This window comes from Clostridium sp. LIBA-8841 (assembly GCF_034439435.1).
In the GTDB taxonomy this organism is placed as follows: Bacteria; Bacillota; Clostridia; order Clostridiales; family Clostridiaceae; genus Sarcina.
The window spans coordinates 255,100-281,565 of the sequence record NZ_JAPCKJ010000004.1 but is presented as its reverse complement, the minus strand read 5'-3'; the positions used below and the strand labels follow the sequence as shown (position 1 = coordinate 281,565).

Annotated in this window: 25 protein-coding genes, 1 pseudogene and 1 riboswitch; of the genes and pseudogenes, 18 read left to right on the top strand and 8 right to left on the bottom strand. The window is 28.8% G+C overall.

The features are described from left to right. Positions 1-59: 59 nt before the first annotated feature. Together OIF33_RS12315 and OIF33_RS12310 are read left to right on the top strand one after the other, a co-directional pair. Positions 60-1,250, top strand: a complete 1,191-nt coding sequence (locus OIF33_RS12315) for a phosphopentomutase (RefSeq protein ID WP_322504557.1) — start codon at positions 60-62, stop codon at positions 1,248-1,250. Between the two features lie 337 nt (positions 1,251-1,587). Continuing rightward, on the top strand, positions 1,588-2,073 hold the full coding sequence (locus OIF33_RS12310) for a hypothetical protein (RefSeq protein WP_322504556.1): 486 nt from the start codon (positions 1,588-1,590) through the stop codon (positions 2,071-2,073). 151 nt (positions 2,074-2,224) lie between these two features. Here the strand turns inward: OIF33_RS12310 and OIF33_RS12305 are convergent, their stop codons facing one another. Together OIF33_RS12305 and hdcA are read right to left on the bottom strand one after the other, a co-directional pair. Continuing rightward, complete coding sequence (locus OIF33_RS12305) at positions 2,225-3,688, bottom strand: basic amino acid/polyamine antiporter (RefSeq protein WP_322504555.1); 1,464 nt, start codon at positions 3,686-3,688, stop codon at positions 2,225-2,227. 43 nt (positions 3,689-3,731) lie between these two features. Further along, entirely contained in the window at positions 3,732-4,694 is a 963-nt protein-coding gene (gene hdcA, locus OIF33_RS12300; RefSeq protein ID WP_322504554.1) for a histidine decarboxylase, pyruvoyl type, read from the bottom strand. Between the two features lie 567 nt (positions 4,695-5,261). On the opposite strand from hdcA, the gene OIF33_RS12295 reads away from it, so the two are divergent. After that, positions 5,262-6,095, top strand: a complete 834-nt coding sequence (locus tag OIF33_RS12295) for a metallophosphoesterase (protein WP_322504553.1) — start codon at positions 5,262-5,264, stop codon at positions 6,093-6,095. 193 nt (positions 6,096-6,288) lie between these two features. Here OIF33_RS12295 and pdxT read toward each other — a convergent pair whose 3' ends face one another. Then, positions 6,289-6,852 carry a pyridoxal 5'-phosphate synthase glutaminase subunit PdxT gene (gene pdxT / locus OIF33_RS12290; RefSeq protein WP_322504552.1) on the bottom strand — a complete coding sequence of 188 codons (564 nt, stop codon included), beginning with the start codon at positions 6,850-6,852 and terminating at the stop codon, positions 6,289-6,291. A 1-nt stretch (position 6,853) separates the two neighbouring features. Further along, entirely contained in the window at positions 6,854-7,729 is an 876-nt protein-coding gene (gene pdxS, locus OIF33_RS12285; protein ID WP_322504551.1) for a pyridoxal 5'-phosphate synthase lyase subunit PdxS, read from the bottom strand. A gap of 210 nt (positions 7,730-7,939) precedes the next feature. On the opposite strand from pdxS, the pseudogene OIF33_RS12280 reads away from it, so the two are divergent. The 8 genes and pseudogenes from OIF33_RS12280 (at position 7,940) to OIF33_RS12245 (ending at position 16,709) form a co-directional block, all read left to right on the top strand. Then, positions 7,940-8,713, top strand: a pseudogene (locus OIF33_RS12280) (GNAT family N-acetyltransferase). A gap of 67 nt (positions 8,714-8,780) precedes the next feature. After that, the gene (locus OIF33_RS12275) at positions 8,781-8,933 is read left to right on the top strand and encodes a hypothetical protein (RefSeq protein ID WP_322504550.1); all 153 of its coding nucleotides are present in this window, start codon (positions 8,781-8,783) and stop codon (positions 8,931-8,933) included. A gap of 119 nt (positions 8,934-9,052) precedes the next feature. Then, positions 9,053-9,916, top strand: coding sequence for an NAD(P)-dependent oxidoreductase (locus OIF33_RS12270; RefSeq protein WP_322504549.1), 864 nt, complete (start codon positions 9,053-9,055; stop codon positions 9,914-9,916). A gap of 242 nt (positions 9,917-10,158) precedes the next feature. Next, positions 10,159-11,064: a quinolinate synthase NadA gene (gene nadA / locus OIF33_RS12265; protein ID WP_322504548.1), complete on the top strand. Its 906-nt coding sequence runs from the start codon at positions 10,159-10,161 to the stop codon at positions 11,062-11,064. Positions 11,065-11,067: 3 nt separating this feature from the next. Then, entirely contained in the window at positions 11,068-12,387 is a 1,320-nt protein-coding gene (locus OIF33_RS12260) for an L-aspartate oxidase (RefSeq protein WP_322504547.1), read from the top strand. After that, positions 12,344-13,183, top strand: coding sequence for a carboxylating nicotinate-nucleotide diphosphorylase (nadC, locus tag OIF33_RS12255; protein ID WP_322504546.1), 840 nt, complete (start codon positions 12,344-12,346; stop codon positions 13,181-13,183). Before OIF33_RS12260 ends, nadC begins: the two co-directional genes overlap by 44 nt. A 123-nt stretch (positions 13,184-13,306) precedes the next feature. Further along, positions 13,307-13,714, top strand: coding sequence for a hypothetical protein (locus tag OIF33_RS12250; protein ID WP_322504545.1), 408 nt, complete (start codon positions 13,307-13,309; stop codon positions 13,712-13,714). Between the two features lie 55 nt (positions 13,715-13,769). After that, entirely contained in the window at positions 13,770-16,709 is a 2,940-nt protein-coding gene (locus OIF33_RS12245) for an NPCBM/NEW2 domain-containing protein (RefSeq protein ID WP_322504544.1), read from the top strand. A 68-nt stretch (positions 16,710-16,777) separates the two neighbouring features. Here OIF33_RS12245 and OIF33_RS12240 read toward each other — a convergent pair whose 3' ends face one another. After that, positions 16,778-18,139 (bottom strand): nucleobase:cation symporter-2 family protein, encoded by a 1,362-nt coding sequence (locus tag OIF33_RS12240; protein ID WP_322504543.1) that lies wholly within the window; start codon positions 18,137-18,139, stop codon positions 16,778-16,780. A 272-nt stretch (positions 18,140-18,411) separates the two neighbouring features. After that, positions 18,412-18,513, bottom strand: a riboswitch (purine riboswitch). 363 nt (positions 18,514-18,876) lie between these two features. Here OIF33_RS12240 and OIF33_RS12235 point away from each other — a divergent pair. The 4 genes from OIF33_RS12235 (at position 18,877) to OIF33_RS12220 (ending at position 22,767) form a co-directional block, all read left to right on the top strand. Continuing rightward, the gene (locus OIF33_RS12235; RefSeq protein ID WP_322504542.1) at positions 18,877-20,292 is read left to right on the top strand and encodes an alanine/glycine:cation symporter family protein; all 1,416 of its coding nucleotides are present in this window, start codon (positions 18,877-18,879) and stop codon (positions 20,290-20,292) included. Between the two features lie 213 nt (positions 20,293-20,505). Next, positions 20,506-21,324 carry a purine-nucleoside phosphorylase gene (locus OIF33_RS12230; RefSeq protein WP_322504700.1) on the top strand — a complete coding sequence of 273 codons (819 nt, stop codon included), beginning with the start codon at positions 20,506-20,508 and terminating at the stop codon, positions 21,322-21,324. A gap of 90 nt (positions 21,325-21,414) precedes the next feature. Continuing rightward, a complete protein-coding gene (pnuC, locus tag OIF33_RS12225; RefSeq protein WP_322504541.1) occupies positions 21,415-22,092 on the top strand; it encodes a nicotinamide riboside transporter PnuC in 678 nt (225 codons plus the stop codon). Positions 22,093-22,125: 33 nt separating this feature from the next. After that, positions 22,126-22,767: a Crp/Fnr family transcriptional regulator gene (locus tag OIF33_RS12220; RefSeq protein WP_322504540.1), complete on the top strand. Its 642-nt coding sequence runs from the start codon at positions 22,126-22,128 to the stop codon at positions 22,765-22,767. A 158-nt stretch (positions 22,768-22,925) separates the two neighbouring features. On the opposite strand, the gene OIF33_RS12215 is transcribed toward OIF33_RS12220, so the two are convergent. Both OIF33_RS12215 and OIF33_RS12210 read right to left on the bottom strand, forming a co-directional pair. Continuing rightward, positions 22,926-23,429, bottom strand: a complete 504-nt coding sequence (locus OIF33_RS12215; RefSeq protein ID WP_322504539.1) for a hypothetical protein — start codon at positions 23,427-23,429, stop codon at positions 22,926-22,928. 91 nt (positions 23,430-23,520) lie between these two features. Beyond that, entirely contained in the window at positions 23,521-24,045 is a 525-nt protein-coding gene (locus OIF33_RS12210; RefSeq protein ID WP_322504538.1) for a hypothetical protein, read from the bottom strand. 154 nt (positions 24,046-24,199) lie between these two features. Between OIF33_RS12210 and OIF33_RS12205 the strand changes: the two genes are divergently transcribed. The 3 genes from OIF33_RS12205 (at position 24,200) to OIF33_RS12195 (ending at position 25,451) form a co-directional block, all read left to right on the top strand. Next, the gene (locus tag OIF33_RS12205; RefSeq protein WP_322504537.1) at positions 24,200-24,517 is read left to right on the top strand and encodes a hypothetical protein; all 318 of its coding nucleotides are present in this window, start codon (positions 24,200-24,202) and stop codon (positions 24,515-24,517) included. 12 nt (positions 24,518-24,529) lie between these two features. Beyond that, positions 24,530-24,790 (top strand): hypothetical protein, encoded by a 261-nt coding sequence (locus OIF33_RS12200; protein WP_322504536.1) that lies wholly within the window; start codon positions 24,530-24,532, stop codon positions 24,788-24,790. Positions 24,791-24,914: 124 nt separating this feature from the next. Then, a complete protein-coding gene (locus OIF33_RS12195) occupies positions 24,915-25,451 on the top strand; it encodes a YcxB family protein (protein WP_322504535.1) in 537 nt (178 codons plus the stop codon). A gap of 83 nt (positions 25,452-25,534) precedes the next feature. Here the strand turns inward: OIF33_RS12195 and OIF33_RS12190 are convergent, their stop codons facing one another. Beyond that, positions 25,535-26,293, bottom strand: coding sequence for a DeoR/GlpR family DNA-binding transcription regulator (locus OIF33_RS12190; RefSeq protein WP_322504534.1), 759 nt, complete (start codon positions 26,291-26,293; stop codon positions 25,535-25,537). Positions 26,294-26,466: the final 173 nt, after the last annotated feature.

Here is a 26,466-nt window from a genome sequence, read left to right as displayed (position 1 = left end):
TAAATATAAAATCTTAAAAATCATTATAGGTAACAGAAAGACAAATAGGGGGTCTAAAGATGAGCAAGTATAAAAGAATTTTTACAATAGTAATAGATTCATTAGGAATAGGTGCAATGGATGATTCAAAACAATATGGAGATGTAAATGTAGATACATTAGGTCATATTGCCGAATCAGTAGACACATTTAAAATACCTAATCTTCAAAAAATGGGTATAGGAAACTTACATCCAATAAAACATGTAGCTCCAGTGGCAAATCCATTAGGATACCAAGCTAAAATGGCTGAAGCAAGTGTTGGTAAAGATACAATGACAGGGCACTGGGAAATGATGGGATTGCATATAACTAAGCCATTTAAAACTTTCACAGATACTGGATTCCCTAAGGAATTATTAGATGAATTAAGCGAAAAAACTGGTCATAAAATAGTTGGAAATAAGAGTGCTAGTGGAACTGAAATCCTAGATGAATTAGGAGAACATCAAATAGCAACTGGAGATATGATAGTTTATACATCAGCAGATTCAGTTTTACAAATCTGTGGTCAAGAAGAAACTTTCGGATTAGAAGAATTATATAGATGTTGTGAAATAGCAAGAGAATTAACTCTTAAAGATGAATGGAAAGTTGGAAGAATTATAGCAAGACCTTACTTAGGAACTAAAAAAGGTGAATTTAAGCGTACTAGTAACAGACATGACTATGCTCTTAAACCATACGGAAGAACAGTTCTTAATGAACTAAAGGATAATAACTTTGATGTTATATCAGTTGGTAAAATAAAAGATATATTCGATGGAGAAGGAATAACTGAAGGAAATAAATCTAAGAGTTCAGTTCATGGAATGGAACAAACATTAGAAATAATGGATAGAGATTTCACAGGATTCTGCTTCGTTAACCTAGTTGACTTTGATGCTTTATGGGGACATAGAAGAAATCCTCAAGGTTATGCAGAAGAATTAGAAAAATTCGATGTTAACTTAGGAAAAGTATTAGAAAACTTAAAAGAAGATGATTTATTAATCATAACTGCTGACCATGGTAACGACCCAACATATACAGGAACAGACCATACTCGTGAGTATGTACCATTCTTAGCATATTCACCATCAATGAAAAATCATGGACAATTAGAAACTCCAAAAACATTTGCTACTATTGGAGCAACAATTGCTGATAACTTTGGATTAAAAATGCCAGAAGGAACAATCGGTGAATCAGTTTTAGATAAATTAGTTTAATACTCTTTATAAAAATTTAGACTGTATCAAATTATTTAATAAATAACTTGATACAGTCTTATTTTTGTGTTTTTAACCTTTTGTTGCAAAATTGTAAGATTAATGAAATGTATTTCGATTGTTTGTATTAGATGATTTTTATAAAATTAAGATGTGATATAAAGTTAAAACAAGCTTTGATTCAAAATAATTTTATAATAATCAGAACTTTTATTGATTAAATTTAAAAAGTTCATTATTAGAGAAATAAGGAATGAATCAATTTACAAGGTGGTGATCACTTAAATTAAATTTTAATATTTTTGATTATAGAGAATTTCATGGAGGTTTTTTATATATGAAAAAAGCAATAGTTCTTCTTATAGCTGGATTTATATTAGGGTCTATTTTTATAGGATGTGATTGGAATAAGGATAAATTAGAATCAAATAGCAATGTTGTCTCTAACGTTGAAATCCTAGGAAATAAAAAATATGATGATAAGAACAACGTAAAAGTTGTTGATCAGGATAATTTTAAAATATATATAGTCGGAACATTTAGTGATTTTTCGCATAAAAGAGGACTTTTACTTAAAGTTGATAATGGAATTGATAGAGGAATAACAGTAAAACTTAAAAATGTAACTACCGATGGGAAAGATCAAGAGGCTGTATATTCAAAGGAGAAAATAGGACCACATGGCGATGAGATTGGAACTATAGTTTTTAAGGATGATATAAATTTTAAAACATCCAGTGGTGATATAGTAATTTTAGATTATAAAAGTGGAAAAGAATTGGGAGAATATAATTATAATATAAGAATAATAAAAGATGAGTAATATTGAGTTTAAAGAATTTAATTTTGCTAAAGATATATAGTAAGTATTGCTTTAAAAGGCTTTGGTAAGTTTTGAAACTTGACTTAATGCAAGGAATTCAAAAATCACCAAAGCCTTAATATTTTTAGGGTAGGAATCAAATTATTTAATTTTACATAAATTTAAATAGATATACTAGTCCAATTACGGCTAGTATTATTAAACCTATAGCGAAATAACGTTCAATTTTAGTAAATTCTTTTTCATTAGGACTAGTTTCTTTTCTAGCTTTCATAAATACAGGAATTCCTAAAGCATATATAACTAGAGCAATAAGCATATATTTTATTCCAGCAGCATATATAAGCCAAACTCCGAAAAGTGATCCTAAAATTCCTGTGATCATAGCATATTTTCTTTTTGCAAATATATCAGTTGGGTAATTATGTTTATATGTTATCTTAAATAGGTATAAGGTACATATAAGGTAACAAGGAAGTGCCATAACACTTGTTATACTAAGCATCATGTTCCATGCATTTCCTGCAAAGTGAACAAAGATTAATATAATTTGCATAACTATTGTTGAAGCTAATAAAGAAAATGATGGAGATTCATTTTTATTTTCCTTAGCAAATATTTTAGGGAATGTTCCGCCTTTAGCTGCTGCAAAAGGAAGCTCAGAAAGCATTACTGTCCATATAAGCCAAGAACTTAATATGGCTATAATTACACCAAGGTTCATAATTATGCTACCCCATTTTCCCATTACGCCCATTAAAACTGCGGCTGTTGATGGGGGAGCCATTTTAGAAACTTCTCCTTGAGGAAATACACCTAATGGTAATAAAGAAAGTAGTGTATATAATAAAAGACAGCCAATAAATCCTAAAAGTGTAGCTTTACTAACATCTTTTTGTGATTTAGCTCTGCCAGAAACAACAACAGCACCTTCAATACCAGTAAATACCCATAGTGTTACAAGCATTGTACTTTTAACTTGAGGTAATAGACCTCCTAGGGCAGTATCATGAACTTTTGCTACTGTTTTTAATCCCCAAAAGTCAGTAAAGAAAGTAGAAAATTTAAAGCAAAATAATAAAACTAGCAAGAAGATTGCTAGAGGTAATAATTTACCTACTGTACCAATTAAATTTAAAGCACTAGCTTGTTTAACTCCAGCTAATACTATAAAGAATATAATCCAAAGAACTATAGAACCGCATGCAATTGAAAGCCAGTTATTACCGCCTTTGAAATAAGGAGGGAAAAAGTAGTTTAGTGAATCCATTAAAAGTACAGCATATCCAACATTGGCAAATGAGTTACATATCCAATATCCCCATGCCATTAAGAAGCCTGTGAATTTACCAAATCCAAGTTCCCCATAAGTATAGATACCGGTTGTAGCATCAGGTCTTGCAGCAGCAAGAATCCTAAATGTATTAGCTATGAACCACATACCTATACCTGTTATTATCCAAGCTATTAATATTGCACCAGCAGAGGCAGATTGAGCCATGTTTTGGGGAAGGTTGTAAACACCTCCACCTAACATAGCACTTATTACTACCCCAGCAAGAGCAATTACGCCTAATTTTTTACTATCATTATTATTACTCTTACTTTTACTCATAATAACTCCTCCTATAATAAATTTATTAAGAAATTATTATGGATTATTTTTTACTCGGGTTAACTAGAGAATCGAAATTCATATCATCTAACCATTCAGAAAGAGAAATTCTATTTAAGCTTGAGAATCCTTCTGAAGGAACAGCATCTCTTGCTAATGTTACATAAGGAGCACAAGTTAAAGCATTTCCAATTTCGCCTGGTTTCATTATTACATAAGCAAAACCTACATAAGTTCTTTCAAAAAGAACATGAGAGTCTCTACCACATTCAACTACAGACCAAGTTACAGCTTTTCTATGTTCTTCTAAGAATTTCTTTAAGTCATCTGGGTTATCATTTTTTGTCCAAAGACCAGCATCTTCTATAAATAAGTCCGCACAATGATCTCTATCATTTGATAATGATATGGCTATAAATGACCATACACCATAAGCTTCTCCTTCTTTTAAAGGTCTATCTTCTTTTGGTCTATAGGCAGTAGTACTCTTATTTGCACATATAACGTGAGCACCTGGAGCAGTTGTAAAACGTCTATCTTTTTCTGTACCAAAAAGTTCTATACCAGATTCTAATAATGGTTTAGCATCATAAACTTTTAATGGTGTTCCATCAAATTGTTCTATTTCATATAATGGGGTTATTTCATCATTAATTATTGAGTCATGTGTTGCTAAATCATGTCCCCAAACTTGACCTGCAACCCCACAGAAAGATGATGCTGTAAGCATGTTTATTTGTCCAACATAGGCATCATTTATTTCAGCTCTATCATAAGAAACAATACCGTCTAATAATATATCATTAGTTTTCTTAACAGTACCAACTGAAACTTTAAGAACTGATACATACCCATTACCATAAGCACCTGGAGCTCCGTATCCATCGCAATAACGATCATATGGGCTTATAGCTGTTTTATCAATTTTAGGTGCTCTAACCTTTATAACTTTCTTTTCTCCCATTGCAAGTGTTCTGTTTCTCTTTTCTTCAAGGTTTTTATTCATTTTTAAATCACTCCTAAATAATATAAATTTAATTATTAATTTTTAAGAATTAAAATATATTACTTGGCCAAATAATTTATTTAAATATCTTTATGTAAAATTATATCATTTTAAACATTTACAGCAAATTTGAGATTTGAAAGATTAGGAAAATTTTCTTATTAAATTTTGTTTATTGCACATTGAATGATACAGAAAGGTAAATTATTAACAAATAATGAACTAAATGTATACAATGTTAATAAAAATTAGTGGAAAAAACTTGTTATTTTATGAATTTTTTTATTCACATTATGAATTTATAGATTCATAGTTATCATCAAGATTTTTAAATAATATGTTTTTATATTGGTATAGAGCAAGTTTTATATTTATTTTAGTTAATTATATTTAAAGACTTAAGTAGTTATTTATGATAGAATAAGAGTATTTTATATAATTATAAGTATATATATGAGAATACTTTTAGAATTTTAAAAATAATAAATGGTTAAATTAGATAAAAATGAATTATGTAAATATAAAAAAATATTATTTGAAATTAATCAAGAGGGTAGGTGTGATATTATGGAGATTTTACTAAGTATGTTAGGAATAACAGCCATAGCCGGATTTTTTTATTATGAGAACAATGGAATAAGCACAACAAATTATGAAGTTAATTGTGGAATTGGCAAAGATATAAGAGTGGTTCACTTGTCAGATCTTCATGGCAAGGAGTATGGAAAAAATAATAAAAATCTTAAAAAGTTAATATTAAGAGAGAACCCAGATCTAGTTGTTGCAACTGGAGATATGATAGATTCAAATCTTAAAAATATGGAAGGAATAATAAACTTTTTAAGCGATTTAAATAAGAGTACGAAAGTGATTTTTATCTCAGGAAATAATGAGCAAAGGTGTAAAAAAGCTAAATTTATATTTGAAAAATTAAAATCAAAGGGAGTTATAGTTTTAAAAAATGAAATTATAACTTTAGATTTAAATGGAATTAAAGTTAATATATTAGGTATGTTTGAAGTGCCAAATGGGCAGTTACATTCTCCATTTAAAAAGATCAATGGAAGCTATATATATTGGTGTGCTGATAAGCTTTTTAAAAGATTAGAAAGTTTAGAAGGATTAAAGATTGTTTTAAGTCATTATCCAGAAAAGTTTGAAGATGAATATTCAAAATATAATTTTGATGTAATGTTTTCTGGTCATGCACATGGAGGTCAATTTAGAATTCCTATAGTTAAAAGAGGATTAATTGCACCAGGGCAAGGTTTTTTTCCTAAATATACTGAGGGAATTCATGGAAATAAAAATAAACTTATTATTAGTAGAGGCCTTGGAAATAGTGCTAGAATAACAAGATTATTCAATAGACCTGAAATTGTAAAAGTAAAAATAAAATAATAGTTAATAGCTACCTTAATTACAATATAAGAAAATAAAGTGCATATCTGAAAAGTTAATGTCAATGTAAAGAATAAAAATAGAAAGGCTGTATTCTAATTTTATTCAACCTTTCTATTAATTCTTATTGAAATCTAGTTATTACCTGAATATATTTATAATTAAGTTTTTATACAACTTATATTATTTAAAATCAACATAATTTTTCGATAAAGTAATTAAGAAAATTAGTATTATCAGTTAGTTCTGGATGAAAAGACGTTACTAGCATATTTCTTTCTCTTGCAGCCACTATTTTATTATCTACTGTGCATAGAATTTCTACATCATTTCCATACTCAGAAATATATGGAGCTCTTATGAAAATTAATTCTATAGGTTCATCTAATCCCTTAACTTTTTCAAAAGTTTCAAAACTATCAATTTGTCTTCCAAAGGCATTTCTTTTAACACTTATATCCATTAATGCTAGGTGGGGAATCTCTTCTCCTTCGATTTCTTTTGCGAGAAGAATCATTCCAGCACAGGTTCCCCATACAGGTAACCCCTCTTTAATTCTTTCTTTTAATGGTTCCATTAGCCCTGTTATTCTTAAGAGTTTTCCAATGGTTGTGCTTTCACCACCAGGAAGTATTAAGGCATCTAATTTATTAAGCTGGTAAGCCTCTTTGACTTCTATGGCTTCATGGCCTATAGATTCTATTGATTTAATATGCTCTATAAATCCTCCTTGTAAAGATAATACACCTATTTTCATATTACCAGCCTCTTTCTTCATATTTTATCTCTAGTTCATCACAAGCTGTTCCTTTCATAGCATCACCTAATCCCTCTGAAATTTCAGCTAGTTTTATTGGATCATTATAAAAAGTAGTTGCTAAAACTATTGCTCTAGCTCTTTTTTCTGGATTTTCAGACTTAAATATTCCAGAGCCGACAAAGACACCTTCACTTCCTAATTTCATCATAAGGGCTGTATCGGCAGGGGTTGCTATTCCTCCAGCTGCAAAATTTACCACAGGCAATTTACCATATTCATGAACATATTGTATTAATTCATAAGGAGCATTGAACTTTTTAGCCATATTCATAAGTTCTTCTGATGAAGCCATTTTTACTTGGTTTATTTCATTCATAATTTGTCTCATATGAGTTACTGCTTGTACAATATCACCGGTTCCAGCTTCGCCTTTAGTCCTAATCATAGAAGCTCCTTCACCGATTCTTCTTAGAGCTTCTCCAAGGTTTCTAGCACCACATACAAATGGAACTTTGAATCTCTTTTTATCAATATGATATTTATTATCTGCTGGAGTTAGGACTTCACTTTCATCTATAAAATCAACAGATAAAGCCTCTAGTATTTCTGCTTCAACAAAATGTCCGATTCTAACTTTGGCCATAACAGGAATAGAAACAGCCTCCTGAATTTCTTTAATCATTTTAGGATCAGACATTCTAGCAACTCCACCTTCTTTTCTTATATCAGATGGAACTCTTTCAAGAGCCATAACGGCACAGGCACCAGCTTTCTCGGCAATTATAGCTTCTTCTTTGTTGGTTACATCCATAATTACGCCACCTTTTAACATTTGGGCTAAGTTTTTATTAATTTCCTCTCTACTCATTCTCAAAGACCTCCTAGTTTAAAATTGTGGTAATAAAATTTTTTGTTTTAATCAACAATGAATTTAGGATATTATAAATATAAATAATATAATTGACTATAAAATTTATAACCATTATCTGTTAGATAAAATATTAAGCGTAAGAAATTTAAATGGCAAATATACCGATACAATAAGGGGTGTTTATAAATAATTATTGAAAAGTGAGTGGGTAGAATGATTTATGAGTTAAGTATTGAAGAAAGACATAAAGTTTCAAAGATGTTTGGTAAAATGGAAGATACAATGATTCAGTCTTATATTGAAGGATACATGGGAAGAGCTTGGGTAGATAATGTTGAAAATCCAACAGTTGCACAAATTTTAGTGGGAGTTTTTATTTTCTTTGCAGGAGATTATAATAAAGAGGAAGCTTATGAATTAATAAAAAATATACCAAATGAAGCATTAATTATAGTAGAGGATTATAGATGGAGGAATCTCATAGAAAATATTCATAAGTGATATGTGTGTAAAGTAAAGAGGTTTGCTTTTGAAAGAAATTTAAAAAATTTAAAGTTGGAAGAGTTAAGAAAGAATATAGAAAAACTTCCAGAGGGTTATGAAATTAGAAAAATAGATGAAGAAATTGCATATAGTCAATCTTTACAAGAGTTAACTGTTGATTTTACAAGTCAATTTGATTCTATTAAGGATTATTTACAAAAGGGCATAGGATATTGTATTATTCACAATGAAAAGATTGTTTCGGGAGCATCATCTTATAATGTTTACAACAATGGAATTGAAATAGAAATTGATACTTTACCAGGTTATAGAAGAAGAGGATTAGCCAAAAGTGTGGCATCAGCATTAATTTTATATTGTATAGAAAATAATATCTATCCTAACTGGGATGCTGCAAATCTTGAATCTGTAGCTTTAGCAGAGAAACTAGGATATGTAATGAAAAAGGTATATGATGCTTATTATGTAGAGTATATTATTTAGTATTAAGATAAAATTAGTTTTAAAATAAGAATTTGATATTTTAATTATATAAAAGGAGAAATGACAAATGAATAAGAATATGGAAATGATGAAAAAACTTATAGAAGAAAAGAAAAATAAAGGTAAAAATACAAAATCTAATATGAAAGCTCAAAAAACTATTGGTTTTGTTCAAGCTGGAAGAAAGAAAAATAATGGTGGAGGATTATTTGATAAATAATCTGTTAATTTAAGAGGTATTAATCTTAATTTATAAATAATTATAAGACTAAATTTAAAAGTAAAGATTTTAAGAATTAAATGTATAGATAGAATTTATATTTAGAGAGGAGAGTTTTTATGAAGAAAATTGGTTTTATTGGTGTAGGTATAATGGGAAAATCAATGGTTCGTAATCTTATGAAAAATGGATTTGAGGTTTCTATTTTTGCTAGAAATAAAGGGAAAGTTTTAGATGTTATTTCAGAAGGAGCAGAATTTCATTCAACTATATCAGAATGTGTTAAAAATTGTGATGCTACAATAACTATAGTAGGATTTCCAAAGGATGTTGAGGAAGTTTATTTTGGAAAGAATGGAATACTTGAAAATGTTAAAAAGGGAAGTTATGTTATTGATATGACTACATCTAGTCCAGAGCTTGCGGTTAGAATATATGAAGAGGCAAAGTCAAAAGGCATAAAAGCTTTAGATGCTCCTGTCACAGGAGGAGATATTGGAGCTAAAAATGGAACTTTAACTATTTTAGTTGGCGGAGATGAAGAGGATTATAAGGTTTGTATGCCTATCTTTAATGCAATGGGAACTAATATTCATTATGAGGGGAAAGCAGGTTTTGGACAACATACTAAATTAGCAAATCAAATAATGATAGCAGGAGCTATATCAGGAGTTTGTGAGGCTATGGCTTATGCTGAGGAAAAAGGGTTAGATGTTAAAAAGATGTTAGATTCAGTGTCTACGGGTGCCGCAGGAAGTAAGCAATTAGAATTAGTTTCTCCTAAAATCTTAGACAATGATTTTGCACCAGGATTTTTCATAAAGCACTTTATAAAAGATATGAAATTGGCTAGAGATGAGGCTTTAGCTAATGGATTAGAATTAGAGGTTTTAAGTAAAGCATTAGAAAATTATGAAGCCTTAGAAAAAGAAGGATTTGGGGACTTAGGAACTCAAGCCTTAATAAAACATTATAAAAAATAATATTTAAAAGTCTGTATTAAAACTTTAAGTTAGAAAATTTTTAGTTGTTTTAATACAGACTTTTTATTTTATATAAATATAAGAAGTCTATTTTACTATTTAATAACTAAATTTTTTAGAATAATATGATTAATTATAAATTCCAATAAAATCTATATATTGAAATACATTTCTAATGATGCTATTATATATAGTAAAAAATTACATAAAAGTACGTTTGTGTATAAAATGGGGGATTAAATATGTGCATAAGGGATGAAATATTGAAGTTAAAAAGGGAAAAGGGAGCTATTATATTGGCTCATTATTATCAAATTCCTGAGGTTCAGGATATAGCCGATGCTGTAGGAGATTCATATTACTTAAGCAAAATAGCGAAAAATTGTGGGGAAAATACTATAGTTTTTTGTGGAGTAAAGTTTATGGCTGAAAGTGCAAAAATTCTTTCTCCAGAGAAAAAAGTTATATTACCGGTTATGGAAGCTGGATGTACAATGGCAGACATGGCAAGCGTTGAAGGAGTTTCTGAACTTAAGAAGAAACATCCAAAGGCAAAAGTAGTTTGTTATATAAATTCTTCTGCAGAGGTTAAGGCTGTATCAGATGTTTGTTGTACTTCATCTAATGCTTTAAATATTATAAAAAATATAAAAGAAGATGAAATTATATTTTTACCTGATAAAAATTTAGGATCATATATTCAAGAACAAATACCAGAGAAGAAAATTATATTATGGGATGGTTTTTGTATAATTCATGAGAGGATAAAGAAAGAGGAAATCTCAAAATTTAGAAAAGAACATGAAGAAATTATAATTGTTGTCCATCCAGAATGTAATAAAGAAATAAGAGAGGAAGCAGACTTTATAGGAAGTACTGGTGAAATAATAAATTTTGTTAATAACTCACAAGGTAAAAAATTTCTTATAGTAACAGAAGAAGGCGTAATTCATCAGCTTAAGAAGCATAATCCAGAAAAAGAGTTTTACACTCCTTATGGAAGCATGATTTGTCCAAGCATGAAAATAACTACTTTAGAACAACTTTATGAAAGTCTTTTGAATATGAAAAATGTAGTTGAAATAGATGAAGATTTAAGAATAAAAGCATATAATTCCTTAGAAAATATGCATAAGCTTGGAGAGTAAGCTATGGAGATTTTAACTGATGTTTTAATAGTAGGAACAGGGGTTGCTGGTTTATATGCAGCCCTTAACTTAAGAGAAGATTTAAATATAGTTATGGTTTCTAAGGGGAGAGCTAATGAATGCAACTCTTCTCTAGCTCAAGGAGGAATTGCTGTGGCTAGAGGAGAAGAAGATTTTAACCTATTTATTGAAGATACTTTAAGAGCAGGAAGATATGAAAATAAAATGAGTTCTCTTAAGATTTTAGTTGAGGAATCAATGGAGAATGTAGAAGAATTAATTAAATTAGGTGTTGATTTTGAAGTAGATGAAAATGGATTATGTTTTACTAAAGAGGGTGCTCATGCAATAAACAGAATTGTTTACCACAAGGATATAACAGGAAAACGAGTTGAAGAAGTTCTTTTAGAAAATATACGTAGAAAAAGCAATGTTAAAATAATAGAAAACTGTGAAATGGTTGATATATTTGAAAGTAATAATAAGTGCAATGGAGCAATTTTTATTAAAGAAGGTAAAGGAATAAATATATATGCTAAAGTAGTTATTTTAGCTACTGGAGGAATTGGAGGATTGTTTAAGAATTCAACAAATGAAAGAATTTTAACTGGAGATAGTCTTGGAATAGCTTTAAGAAAAGACATAGCTGTTAAGGATATAGGATATATTCAATTTCATCCAACTGCCTTTTTAAGTGGAAAGCGAAATCGGAAGAAGTTTCTTATATCTGAATCTGTTAGAGGAGAAGGAGGCAAATTAATTAATTGTCATGGAGAAAGATTTGTAGATGAACTATTACCTAGGGATGTAGTAACTAAGCGTATATATGAAGAGATGAGAAAAACAAACTCTAGAAATGTATTTTTAGATGTTTCTTTTATGAAAAAAAGTTTTTTAAAACATAGATTTCCTAATATATATAATGAATGTTTAAAAGAAGGAATTGATATTAGTAAAGAACCAATACCTGTAGCCCCAGCTCAACACTATTTTATGGGAGGAATTGAGGTGGATTTATATGGTAAGACATCTATGAAAAATTTATATGCCTTTGGAGAGGTAAGCTGTACTGGGGTTCATGGAGCAAATAGACTTGCTAGTAATTCTTTGTTAGAAGCCTTAGTATTTTCAAGAAGAGGTTCTTTTGAGATTAATAAAAATATAGATTATTGTATGATTAGCAAAGCAAAGCGGATTTATAGCAATTTAGAATATTATAGAAAATTAAATAGAAAAGTTTTACTTGATGAGATTGAAAATTTGAGAGGAGATATTATTGATGAATTGGTTACTTATGGAGGAGAATGTAAGAAAAGCTCTTAATGAAGATTTACAGTATGGAGATGTAACAACAGAAGCCCTAGTATTAAATAATAAAGTGGCCAAGGTCGATGTAATAGCTAAGGAAGATGGGGTAATAGCTGGTACGGAAGTTTTTAAGATGGTCTTTAAAATTTTAGGTGGTGTGGAAGTTAAATTTTCAGTAAAAGATGGAGATGAAATTAAAAAAGGAGAATGTTTTGGGGAAGTTTCTGGCGATGCTAAAAATATTCTTATGGGAGAAAGAGTAGCTTTAAATTACATGCAAAGGATGTGCGGAATAGCAACACTTACAAGAGAATTCACTAAGAAATTAGAGGGAACAAATGTAAGACTTTTAGATACAAGAAAAACAACTCCTAATATGAGATTATTTGAAAAATATGCTGTTAAGGTTGGGGGAGGAACTAACCATAGATTTGGATTAAATGATGGAGTTATGATAAAAGATAATCACATAGAAGCTGCAGGTGGAATAAAAAATGCAATTTTTCTAGCAAGAAAAAATTCTCCCTTTGTTAGAAAAATAGAAGTTGAAGTTGAAAATATTGAACAATTATATGAAGCTTTGGAAGCAAAAGCAGACATAATCATGTTAGATAATATGGATATAGAAACTCTTAAAAAAGCTGTAATTTTAATAGATGGAAATGCTGAGGTTGAAGCTTCTGGTAATGTAACTTTAGATACTATATCAGAAATAGCTAAGACAGGAGTTGATTTTATTTCTACAGGAGCAGTCACACATTCTTTTAAGGTATTAGATATAAGTATGAAAAATTTTAGGTATGTAGATTAATAAGAACACATTCTAGTTAAATGCTAGAATGTGTTTTTTTATTATTTGAATAATTCAAGCTTTACATAAATATATATATATCAAATAAATGAAGGTTAATTTATATTTTAGGAGGAAATTTAAGTGAAAAGTAAGACTAAAAAGGTAATTGGGATATCACTTGTAATAACTATTTTGCTTGGAGTATGTTTATTGGGGATTTCAAGAAATGAAAAGAGATTGGTAAATATAGAGTATTATTTTTATAATCCTTGTAAATCATGTACTGATGGCGAAGAATTTAAAGGGAATTTAGAGATGATGATTAATGAGAAAAAGATAGTTAATCCTGAAAGTTATAAAATTTCTGCAAAAAATATTGCAGAGGATGATGTAAATGATGAGTTCAAAAAAATAACTAAAAATATAAAAATGCCAGATGGATTAGAAGCTAGTGTACCATTACTAAAAGTAAACGATATATTTATTTTTGGAACTGAAGCTATAGAGAAGGAGGGAATGGAAGTTATAGAAAAAGAGAGTAAAAAATAGTTTCATAAGTAAATTAAAGTTAATTATATAAAATATTAGTGGGGGGGAGAATTTAGTGAAGTTCAAAAAAATGGCCATGATTATAAGTGGGTTAATGGTAACTCAAAGTTTAGCAGGAACATTAGTTTTTGCTAAAGATAACAACGAGAATACTATTATAACTGAACAAAAAAGAAGTAAAGAATGGTTAAGAAAAGATAATGATGATATTTATGACAATGGGGTGGGATTAACTCCTCAAATGGGGTGGTCTAGCTGGAATTTTTTTAAGGAAAAAATAAATGAACAGGATATATTAGCTATGGCTGATGCTATGGAAAAGTCAGGGTTAGTAGGTTTAGGGTATGAATATTTAAACTTAGATGATTGTTGGCAATCTTCAATGAGAGATGAAAATGGAAAGTTACAGGCTGATTTAACTAATTTTCCAAGTGGTATGAAAGAATTAGTTAATAAAGTTAATGAAAAGGGAATGAAATTAGGACTCTATACATCAAATGGTACATTTACATGTGAGGATTTACCAGCAAGTTTAGGTAATGAAAAAATTGATGCTGAAACTTTTGCAGAATGGGGAATTGAATATTTTAAATATGATTTCTGCCACAACATACCATTACCAACTGAGGCACCAGAAATTGACAGATTATACATTGGAAAGAAAGGAGAAAGGGATTCTATAATAATAGAAGCTGAAGATGCTAACTTATATGGAAATGCAAGAATTATAAATGCAAGTAATTCTTATGGTGGGAAATATGTTACAGGTTTAAATGCTAATGGGGGGTATATTGAGTTTGAAAATATAAATGTAGAAGAAGATGGAGAATATGTTTTAACTATAGGGCTTAAAAAGAGTGGTAATTTTGAAAAATATGCACAGGTTTTAGTTAATGATGAAAATATGTATGAAGCAATGGTACCACCAACTTCAGCTTGGAATCCAACAGGGAGACATCAACTTATAGTAGATTTAAAGGCTGGAAGCAATAAAGTTAAAATTTCTAATCCCATAGCAACAGGTAAGGATAGTGCGATAGCTTTATATGATAGAATGGGACAAGAACTTAAAAAAGCAACAAAGGTCCAATCAGAGAAAACTGGAGAGGATGAAAAACCTATATTTTTCTCAATATGTGAATGGGGAAATAATAATCCATGGGAATGGGGAAAAGGTATAGGAAACTCTTGGAGAACTACTCCTGATATATCTGCAAATTGGGGAAGAATAATGGATATATATAATAAAAATATTCAGCTTTATGATTATGCAGGTCCAGGACATTTTAATGATCCTGATATGTTAGAAGTAGGAAATGGAAATTTAACTTATGAAGAAAATAAATCGCACTTTACATTATGGTGTATGATGGCTGCTCCTTTAATATTAGGAAATGATATTAGAACATTTATTAATGAGGATGGAACTGTAGATACAGACAATCAAACTTATCAAATAATAACTAATAAAGACTTAATAGATATAGATCAAGATGTAAGAGGTATTCAAGGAAGAAAATATAAAACTGATGGGAATGTTGATATTATAGTTAAACCTTTAGAAAATAATGAGTTAGCAATTTGCTTTTTTAATAAATCAAATTCAGAGGTTTCATCAAGTGTTTCTATAAATGAATTAACAAATCAAGATTATATAGATTTACCTAAGTCAAGCGCATATAAGATTTATGATTTATGGGATAAAACAACTGAAAGAATTACTGATCAGATAAATGTTACAATTCCGGCACATGGTGTTGAAGTATTTAGAGTATCAGAAGCTGCTATAGGTGAAGTTGATAAGGAACAAAGTATAATTTTGAATTTCCAAAATATATTACCTACTGATGATCAAGTTATAATTTCAACTGAAATTCAAAACACTGGTAAGGAAACTATGAAAAATATTAAAGCTTTTTTAGAAGTTCCAGAGGGATTTACTGTGGAAGAGATTGAAGTAAAAAATGAAAGCTTAGCAACTGGAGAAACTTTTGTTAGTAAATGGAGAGTTTCGACACCTAAAGAAAAAGGTGATTTTGTAATTAAATCAAATGCCTTATTTGAATATGATTCAGAGGAGACTAAATTTGAAATAGAGACGACTAAGAGTTTTAAAACAATGAATAAGCCAGCAGATGGTGAAAAGCTAGGTGATATTGATTGGATTACTTCAACTGTAGGTTGGGGAGGAGAAGCTAAGCGTAATAAAAATATTAAAAATGGCCCAATAGTTATTAATGAAAAAACTTATACTTCAGGATTAGGTACTCATGCTAATGGTGAAACACAAATATTCTTAGGAGGAGATTCTTATAATTTTACATCAATTATAGGTATTGATGATGAAACTGAAGGGGGATCAGATCAATGGGGACGCCCATCAGCGACTTTTGAGATTTGGGCTGATAATGAAAAAATATATGATAGTGGAAGAATGGGATATAAAGATGAGAAGACTGTAAACCTAGATATACATGGAACTCAAATATTAACATTGAAGGTCACAGATTATGGTGATGGAAATGCTTATGATGAATGTAATTGGGCAAATGGAGTATTTTCCATTATAGATGAACAGGAAGTTGATAAATCAGTTCTTAAGAAGAAAATAGAAGAGGCAAGAGAGATTTTAAATGCTGCTATAGAAGGAATTGAAAATGGACAGTATCATTTAGGTGCTAAAGGAATTCTAGAAGAAGAAATAAAGAATGCAGAAGTGGTATCAGAGAATAAACTTTCTACTAAAGATGATGTGGAGCTTGCTTTAATTAATTTAGAAAAATCCATTGATAAATTTAATTCTTTAATAATAACAGTAGAAACTGATGATCTAAATAAGAATGGAAAAATAGATTCAGGTGATTTAGCAATTGTATCTAAAAATTATGGAAAAAGTTTAGGTGATGAATCTTTTAATGAATCTGCTGATGTAAATAAGGATGGTAAGGTCGATTTATTAGATTTAGATTTTGTTACAAAACGTATTTTGAAGTAGCTTATAAAATAAAAAAAGGATACATGAAGTTTTTATTTCATGTATCCTTTTTATCTATTATTAATACTTTAGCTTGCTTTTATTTCTTCATCATCGTACATATTTTCAAATTCCATAGATTTAGGACTTTCTTTTAACACAGCATTTAATATTAAGGCTGCTATTGTTCCAGTTGATATTCCAGAAGAGAAAATCATTCTTATTGCTTCAGGAAGATTTTGAATTACATCAGGTCTAAATGTAACACCAAGACCAAGACCCATAGAAATTGCTATTATTAAAAGATTACGTTCTGTAAGATCTATATTACTTAAGGTTCTTATACCAGCAGCGGCCACAGTTCCGAACATCATTATTCCAACGCCACCTAAAACTGGGTTTGGTATTCCTGTTATTATAGCAGCTACCTTAGGTAAAAAGCCAAGTATAACTAATAGTATTCCTGCCATAACAGCCACATGACGGCTAGCTACTTTTGTAAGAGAAATAATACCTATATTTTGGCTAAAAGAAGTATTAGGACAAGAACCTACTAATCCACCTAAGGCACTTCCTACACCATCAGATAATACTCCAGCAGCCACTCTTTTATCATCAATATCAATGTTAGATGTTTCTCCAATAGCTTTTAAACAACCAACAGTTCCGATTGTAGCAACAAAGTAAGCAGGGATAAATGCCATTACAGCTTTAGCATCAAAAGTTACTCCGAATTCAAGTATCTTAGGGAATGATAACCAACTAGCTTCTTTCACAGGAGTAAAATCAACTAATCCAAGAGGAATACAAATTATATATCCAACAACTATACCTATAAGTATTGAGGCACTACTAATCATTCCTTTTCCATAATTATTAAGTAAAAGAGTTATTACCAATACAAACATTGCTACAGCTAAGTTTTCTAAGCTAGCATAATTAGATGAACCAGCACCGCCAGCAGCCCAATCTATTGATACAGGAAGTAGAGTTAATCCTATTAATGCAACTACAGTTCCAGTAACAAGAGGAGGAAAGAATTTCATTAAAGGTTTTATAAAGAAGCTTAAAATAACTTCAAATAAAGATCCAAGTATTGTAGCCCCAATGATCCCCGGTAAGCCAAGAACTGAACCTACTGAAATTGCTGGTGATACAAAGGTGAAATCAGTCCCCATAATACATGCAACTCTTGCACCAACCTTTCCAACTCCCTTAGCTTGTATAACTGTAGCAAGTCCAGAAGCTAAAATTGAAGCACTTATTAATGCCGTTGTAGTCTTATTATCGAAGCCAAGAGAGGTAGCTATAACTAAAGGAACAACGATAATTCCTCCAAAGGCAGCGAATATATGTTGAAGTCCAAATAAAACTTTTTTAGGTAAATCTAAATCATCATCTACTCCATAAATTAAGTTAACTTCCGTATTTTTCACTTTTTGCTTTTCCATCTTTTCATCTCCTTATAATTTTCATTAGAATAATTAAATCTAAGATTTTTAATATATTTCTTAAATAAAAATTCTCTATAAGTCTAGAAAGAATACAAGATATTAGTTCAAACTTGAAAACAATCTTAAAAGAACTATTTATTTAAAAGGATATATTTTTAAATCTTAAAACTCATATAAAGAAAGTTTTCTTAGAACTTTTAGGAAGTTATACTTAATAAAAAAAGCAACACCTTTTTAGAGGTGTTGCTTTTATACACTAGTATTTCTAGATATATCGTACAACTCCTCGTAGTCTGCTGTTTTACGGTTAGCAGGTAGAAACTTTCGGACCATATTACCGATTATATACGAGTTAAAATTATTATATATTATATCACGAAAAATTTAAATATCAAGTGTTTGTATTGTTCGTTGTCTAAAATTTATTTATTTTTATAAAAAATTTAATGATATGATTCTTCATAATTATTTAACATAATTCTAATAAAATTAAAAGGAGTATGAAAAAAACGAAAAATATATAGTTATAATAAAAATATATTCGAAAATGGTATATTTTAAAAGTTATATAGATGAATTAATGTATAGACAACCTTGCAATAAATAGTGCATATACTATGATAATTGAGGTTAAATAATGAATAATGAAGGATTAAAAATAATTCTTGCATTTTATTTATTTGTAGTGTAGAATTAATAAAAAGTTAAATTTGTGTTTTACGGAGGATGAAGGGATGGAATTGTTAAATCAAATAATTTCAAATGTTAATAATGTATTATGGAGTTATATCTTAATTGCGTTACTTATAGTTTTAGGAATTTATTTTTCTATTAAAACAAGATTCGTACAATTTAGGTATTTTAAAGAAATGATAAGACTATTAGGAGATGGTATAACAGCATCTTCTAAAAAAGATAAGAAAAAAGGAAGTATATCTTCTTTTCAGGCTTTTTGTATTAGTACAGCATCAAGAGTTGGTACAGGAAATATCGCTGGTATTGCAATTGCCATTTCTTTAGGAGGTCCAGGAGCTATTTTCTGGATGTGGTTAATAGCATTAATAGGAGCGGCTTCAAGCTTTGTTGAATCAACATTAGCACAGGTATATAAACAAAAAAATCCAGATGGTACATTCAGAGGAGGTCCTGCTTATTACATGCAAAAAGGACTTAATAAAAAATGGATGGGTGTAGCATTCTCAATACTTATATCAATATGTTTTGGATTAATATTCAATTCAGTTCAAGCAAATACAATAACTATAGCATTTAATAATGCTTTTGGAACAGATAGATTATTAGTAGGGGTAATAATAACTATTATAACTTGCTTCGTAATATTTGGAGGAGTTACAAGAGTTGCTAAGGTTTCAGAAGTTATAGTTCCTGTAATGGCATTAGCTTATATAGGGGTAGCTGTATTTATCTTAATAACTAATATAACAGAGTTACCTTCAGTTTTAAAATTAATATTTGAAAATGCTTTCGGATTTAGAGAAGTAGTAGGTGGTACTTTAGGTGGTGCCGTACTTATGGGAATAAAGAGAGGGCTTTTCTCAAATGAAGCTGGTATGGGTAGTGCACCTAACGCAGCAGCGACTGCAGATGTAAGTCACCCAGTTAAGCAAGGTCTTATTCAAACATTAGGTGTATTCACCGATACATTATTAATATGTAGCTGTACAGCATTTATGATACTTTTATCAGATGTTAATTATATGGACAAGTCTATAACAGGAATATCTCTTGCACAAAATGCATTAACAACTGAATTAGGATCATGGGCAGGAATATTCTTAGCAATATGTATATTATTATTTGCTTTCAGTTCAATAGTTGGTAACTACTATTATGGAGAGTCAAATATAGAATTTTTAAATAGTAAAAAATATTTCTTAGTTATATATAGAGTATTAGTTATTGGTATGGTTTTATTTGGATCAGTAGCAGAAATACAAATAGTTTGGAACTTAGCTGATTTATTTATGGGACTTATGGCAATATTAAACTTAATAGCAATAACATTACTTAGCAAAAAAGCTTTCTTAGTTTTAAAAGACTATACAAAGCAAAAGAAAGCAGGAATAAAAGAGCCTGTATTTAAAGCATCATCTATTCCAGGATTAGAAAATGTTTCAGAGTGGAAATAGAGTTATAGAATATTATTTAAATTAAGATATATTAAAGACAAATATTATAATTATCAGAAAAATAAGTACGTCAAATTTTAATTGACGTACTTATTTTTTTATACAATTATATGAATTTTTTAGGTGAAAAACTCTTGGACAAATGTCCTTGAAAACATTTACCTAATATTTAATAATAAGCTTGTAGGAAATAAATGAGGAGGAGAATCAATGATTAATCTATCAAAAGAAATTAAAGAAGCTTATGAATATATAAATTCTAAAAGTAAATATTCTCCTAAGATAGGTATAGTTTTAGGAACTGGCTTAGGAGATTTAGCAAATGAAATAGAGGACGCTGAATATTATAGATATATGGATATACCTAACTTTCCTGTACCTACTATTGATGGACATGAAGGTATTTTAATAATTGGAAAGTTACATGGTAAAGAGGTTGTAGCCATGAAAGGAAGATGCCATTATTATGAGGGGCATTCAATGCAAAGGATAACATTGCCTATTAGGGTAATGAAGCTTTTAGGAGTTGAAACACTTATAGTTACTAATTGTTCTGGACAGGCTAAAGAAAGTATTGAGGCAGGAGATTTACTAGTAATAAGAAATCATATAAACTTTGCTGGAGATAATCCATTAAGAGGAGAAAATTTATCTGAATTTGGTGAGAGATTTCCTGATTTAGGCTATCCATATGATAGAGTGTTAAGAGAAAAAGTTAAAAATATTGCAAAAGATTTAAATATAAACTTAAAAGAAGGGGTATATGCAATGTTCTCTGGACCAAGCTATGAAACTGCTGTGGAGACATTAATGGCAGCTTCTTTAGGGGCCGATGTTGTAGGAATGTCAACAGTTCCAGAGGTTATAGTAGCTAATCATTGTGGAATGAAAGTCTTAGGATTTTCAGGAGTACCTTGCTTAGCGGCAGCATACTCAGATGAAGAAATAACTCACGAAGAGGTCTTAGAGAATTTTAAAAGTATTGCTGAAAAATGTACAAGTATTGTGAATCAATTTTTAAAGGAATATTAGAATCAAAAAGTGGATTTGTTCTTTAAATATTTAGAAAGAAATTAATATAAAATCTTAAAGGGAAATTAGAAAACTAAGGAGGATATTATTATGGAATTAATGAAAAAATTTACTTCATATACTTGTAGCCCATTATTTGTTGTAATATCATGTGCTATATGTTTATTAGTAGGATTTTCAATAAACTCAAGCGCAATAGAAATGTTTGCATCGGTAATGGGAATAATAAATGTATGGTTATTATCTAGAGAAAAGGTATCAAACTTTATATTTGGAATAATTACAGTATTAGCTTATTTATACATATACTACAACACAGGATTATATGCTTTAGCAATATTAGCTTGTTTCCAAGTTGGTTTTAACATATTTGGTTGGTATTATTGGGTTAAAAATGCAGATCAAGAGGATAACGTAGTAACATCAGGATTAACCAATAAAGGACAAATAATATGGACTATTGTTATATTAGCAGCATGGGCAGTTTGGGGATATATAGAAATAAATATATTACATGCTCAAAACGCAGTACTAGATAGTTTAACAGCTGTACTTGGCTTAGTAGCTCAGTATTGGTTAAGTAAGAAGTTATATGAAAACTGGATTTTATGGATATTAAGCAACATATTGTTTATAATTATATATATATTAAATGGATACTATGTAATGTTAATTTTAGTTGCTATTCAATTAATCTTATCAATATCAGGATTATTGGAATGGTACGCTAGTTATAAGGAACAAGGTGAAAATAAATTAACACTATAATAGATAAAACTATTTTTATGGGTGTGATTATAAGTGAAAGGTTGCGAATTAATAGAGTTTATAAATAACTGTCCAAAAGAGATTAAAAAAGAATTAAAACATAGAAGTTTTAAATATGGAGAAAAGTTATTAATTCAAAATGAAGGTTGCGATTTTGTATATGTCTTATTAGAAGGAAAAATAAAGACATATCATTCAGATTTTACAGGTGCTATATACTTAGAAGACATTGATAGTGAAGCAACCATATTTGGTGAATTAGAAGCTTTAATTGATAAGGAAGTTGTCACAACAGTAGAAGCTTTATCAGAATGTAAAACATTAGAGATAAGTAAAGAAGCTTTTGTTAAATGGATGGAATTAGACAATAAGTTTTCAGTGTTTATAAGTAAGCTTATAGCAGAAAGAAATTATGATTGTTGTAAAAGAGAGCGAGTTAATGCTTTCTACACTTTAAGATATAGGGTTATGTACATCATATTAAACACACTTTATAAAAATAATTTGGTTATTACCAAAGATTTATTAGTTGAAGGGGTAGGATCAAATATTAGAAGTATAAATAGAATAATAAATCAGTTGGTAGAAGAAGGAATTCTTGATTATAATTCAGGAAAAATAAAAGTTAAATCAATAGAAAAGCTTAAAGAAGAAGTAGATTATTACAAGCCTTAAGAAGCTTACAAAATAAATTTTAAACTACAAAATTAAAAAAATAAGGTGCATTTAAGTTCTTAAGAATTAAGAGTTAAAGCACCTTATTTTGTTATTCTATAGATATTTAAACTATAGTAATATTTATAAATAAAAACTTGTTTAGACTAAACTTTAAGCTATTTATTAACTACCTGATTCATTATAAGTTCTATAAGTTCTATAGATTCTTTTAGTGGTCCTCTTGATGAATTGGTATATCCATTCTTAGAAGTACCGTATTGAAAGTAGTTAGATATATCTAAGTTTTCAGAACTAACTAAAAGAAAGAATAGTTTAGTATATTTCATAGGCATAAAGCCATCACCAGTTAAATTCATTTCTTGTTCATCATCATATAAAAATTCTAAGGAAAGTTTTTTTGTCTTAAGAGAATCTACATAGTTTTCGGAAACAATATCCTTAACAGTAGAGATTTCATCTTTATCAATTCTTCTGTTGGTTAAATCAACTATTTCTTTGAATATTTTATCATCTTTTGAAACCTCAATAGGAGCACCATCATAGTAAACAACGATTTTATTAGGTGGTTTTATGATTTCCTCATTAGATATATTACATCCTTGAAATAAAAAATTAATGGGTAGTAGCATTAATAATAAAATTGTACTAACTTTTTTCATACTAATCTCCTTAATAATTTAAATAATATAATCTAATAAAATATAAAAATAAGGTATAGTAGAAATTTATTTTGCTATAGCTTATTTAGTATTATTTTTTATTAGTGATGTTGTTCATAAGAAGTTCTACTAGTTCTTTAGATTCATTTAGGGAGCCTCTAGAGGAATCAGTATATCCTTGTATATTACTATATTGAAAAGTACCTATTATAGAACTAGAATCATAATTTGAATTATCACTAATTACTAAAGGAAAGAAGAGTTTGGTATATTTTATAGGGGTGAAGCCATCACCAGTTAAATTCATTTCTTGTTCTTCTTCATATAAAAATTCTAAGGAAAGCTTTTCTTTCTTTAGAGAATCCACATAGTTCTCGGAAACAACATCCTGAGCAGTAGAAATTTTATCTTTATCTATTCTTTTGTTAGTCAATTCAACTATTTCTTTGAATATTTTATCATCCTTTGAAATTTCAATAGGAGAGCCATCATAGTAAACAAAAATTTTGTTAGGTGATTTTATAATTTCATCTTTAGGTGAGCTACCACATCCTAAAAAAAGAGTGCTTATTGGCAGAATAAAGATTAGTATAATAAGTGCACTAAATTTTTTCATACAATCCTCCATAATTAATTGTTTGTAAATATAATTATACTCATTAATAATATCCAAATAGTTACAAAAAAAGAAATTTAAAGGATTAAAATATATATAATGATAATAAAATATGATAGAATGAAAACGGATACTTAAGAGGAGGAGAGAAATTATGGATGATTACTATAATAATTATGATGATGGAAGCGATAATGGAGAGAAAAGCTTAGCAAAAAGAATAGCCAATCAAATAATATCTTTTATAGTGTTGCTTACAATTTTTTCAATAGGTTTTAGTTTTTTACAACCGATGGTTTATCATAGCAAAACTGAATTAAGAGCAGTACAAAAGGAAAGAGAAGCTTTAGAACAAGGTCAAATAGATGCTAAAGAGACAATAAAAAAACAAAAAGAAGAATTGATTTCTCAGCAAAAAGATTTAGAAAAGAAAAATGCTGATCTTAAGAATGAATTAGATAAATTAAATTGATTAGAGGTATAAATGATGAGTAGGATTATTGATTTTATAAAGACTCATAAAGTAGTTATTGTATTAGCGGTGATTTTAGGTATTACGCCTAACCTTATGGTTCATGATTACTCAAAGGAATACAATGAAGAGGTTGCAAAAATAAAGACTATAAAAAATGATACAGAAAAATTATATGATGACAAAGAACTGAAAAGTCTTAAAGGTAATGTAAAAAATCTTAAAGATGAGAATGCTAAATTAGAAAAAGAAATACAAGCTAAGCAAAAATAATTTTATTTGTAGTAGCTAGACCTTTTAGAATTTAGTTCTGACACAAATTTTTTTGAATATTTATTAATTTATCTTGTTTTGATAAAATACTTATTATAATAAATATTTCATGAGGGAGTTTAACATGAGCGAAAAGAAATTATTTACCATAAAAACCTCTATGGATAAAAAAGATTACCATAGGTTTTTGTACATAGCTACTTTTTTAAGAAAGAAATTTACAATACCAGTTATTATAATAATTACTGCTTTAATGGCAGGATTTGTTTCTTATAATAATGGAGCTTTTGAAATAAAGAGCTTTTTAATTTATTGGTTAATATTATTAGCTATAACTCTATTTGCAATAATTGTGAAAATTGAATTTCAAAATAGAGAAAGAGTCAAGGCTGATAAAGCTGGAGTTTTAAAGGCAATAGAAACTTTAGATTTCTTTGATGATGTTGTAGTGGTTAAGAGTACAGCTTTTAAAGGAAAAAGTAAAGTTAAGTATTACAAATTTTATGAGGTAATAGAGACTAAGGATTATTTTTTAATATATTTCAATAGAAGACAGGTTTCCATAATAAGAAAGATTGATTTAGAAGGTTCTTTAATAGATGAATTAAGAACTTTATTAATAGAAAAAATAGGACCTAAATACAGAAAACTTTTTAAGTAAGATATTAGAATATACAGTTTATAGAAGAGATTAAATAAAAAACTTAATTTAATCTCTTCTATTTTTTATTTTTAGGTTCTGTTTTAAACTTCAGCTATAATAAGCTTATCTTCTTCAAAGGTTTTTTGAAGATTTTTATCTAAGAATGAGTCAGTAACAATATAATCTATAGCATCAATAGGAGCTATATTAATAGTTACATCTTTTCCAAATTTACTACTGTCGGCAACTATGAAAACTTCCTTGGAACGTTCAAGAATATGTTTTCTAGTAACAGCTTCTTGCATATCAAAGTCAGAAATTCCATTTTTAGCAGTGATTCCACCAGCTCCTAAAAAACTTTTTTGTATATTTAATTCAGAAAAGTTAAAAAGGTAATTATAAGATACAATAGAACGTTCACTATGTCTTACTGATCCACCAATTATTATGATTTCAAAATCTGTATTTATTAATTCATTAGCTACTAATAATGAATTAGTTATTATTAATAGATTTTTCTTATCTGAAAGATTTTTAGCTATATGATGAGGGGTTGATCCACTATCTATAAAAATACAATCACCATCATTTATAAATTCACTACATTTTTTACCTATAGCATCCTTTTGAGAAAGTTTAGTATTCATTCTAGATTCCATAGATGGTTCACTAAAGTTTAAATCCTTAAGTTTAGCTCCACCATAAACTTTTTGAATTTTACCTGCCTTTTCTAATATGGATAAATCTCTTCTTACAGTTTCAATTGATACTTGAAATTCTTTTGAAAACTCTATAATAGTTACAACATCTTTTTGGGATAAAAGTTCTAAAAATTTGTTTTGTCTTTCGCTAGGTAACATTTTAATCCTCCCATAAAAATAGATATAAAGAAATTTTATCATATTATTACTATTAAGTTAAAGAATTTAGGATAATTTACAAAGTTAAAATAAAGAGTTGATAAACATATAGTAAAGAGTTTATAATAACTTTGTAATATTTTACTTAGTTTTAACATGTTCATAATATGGTT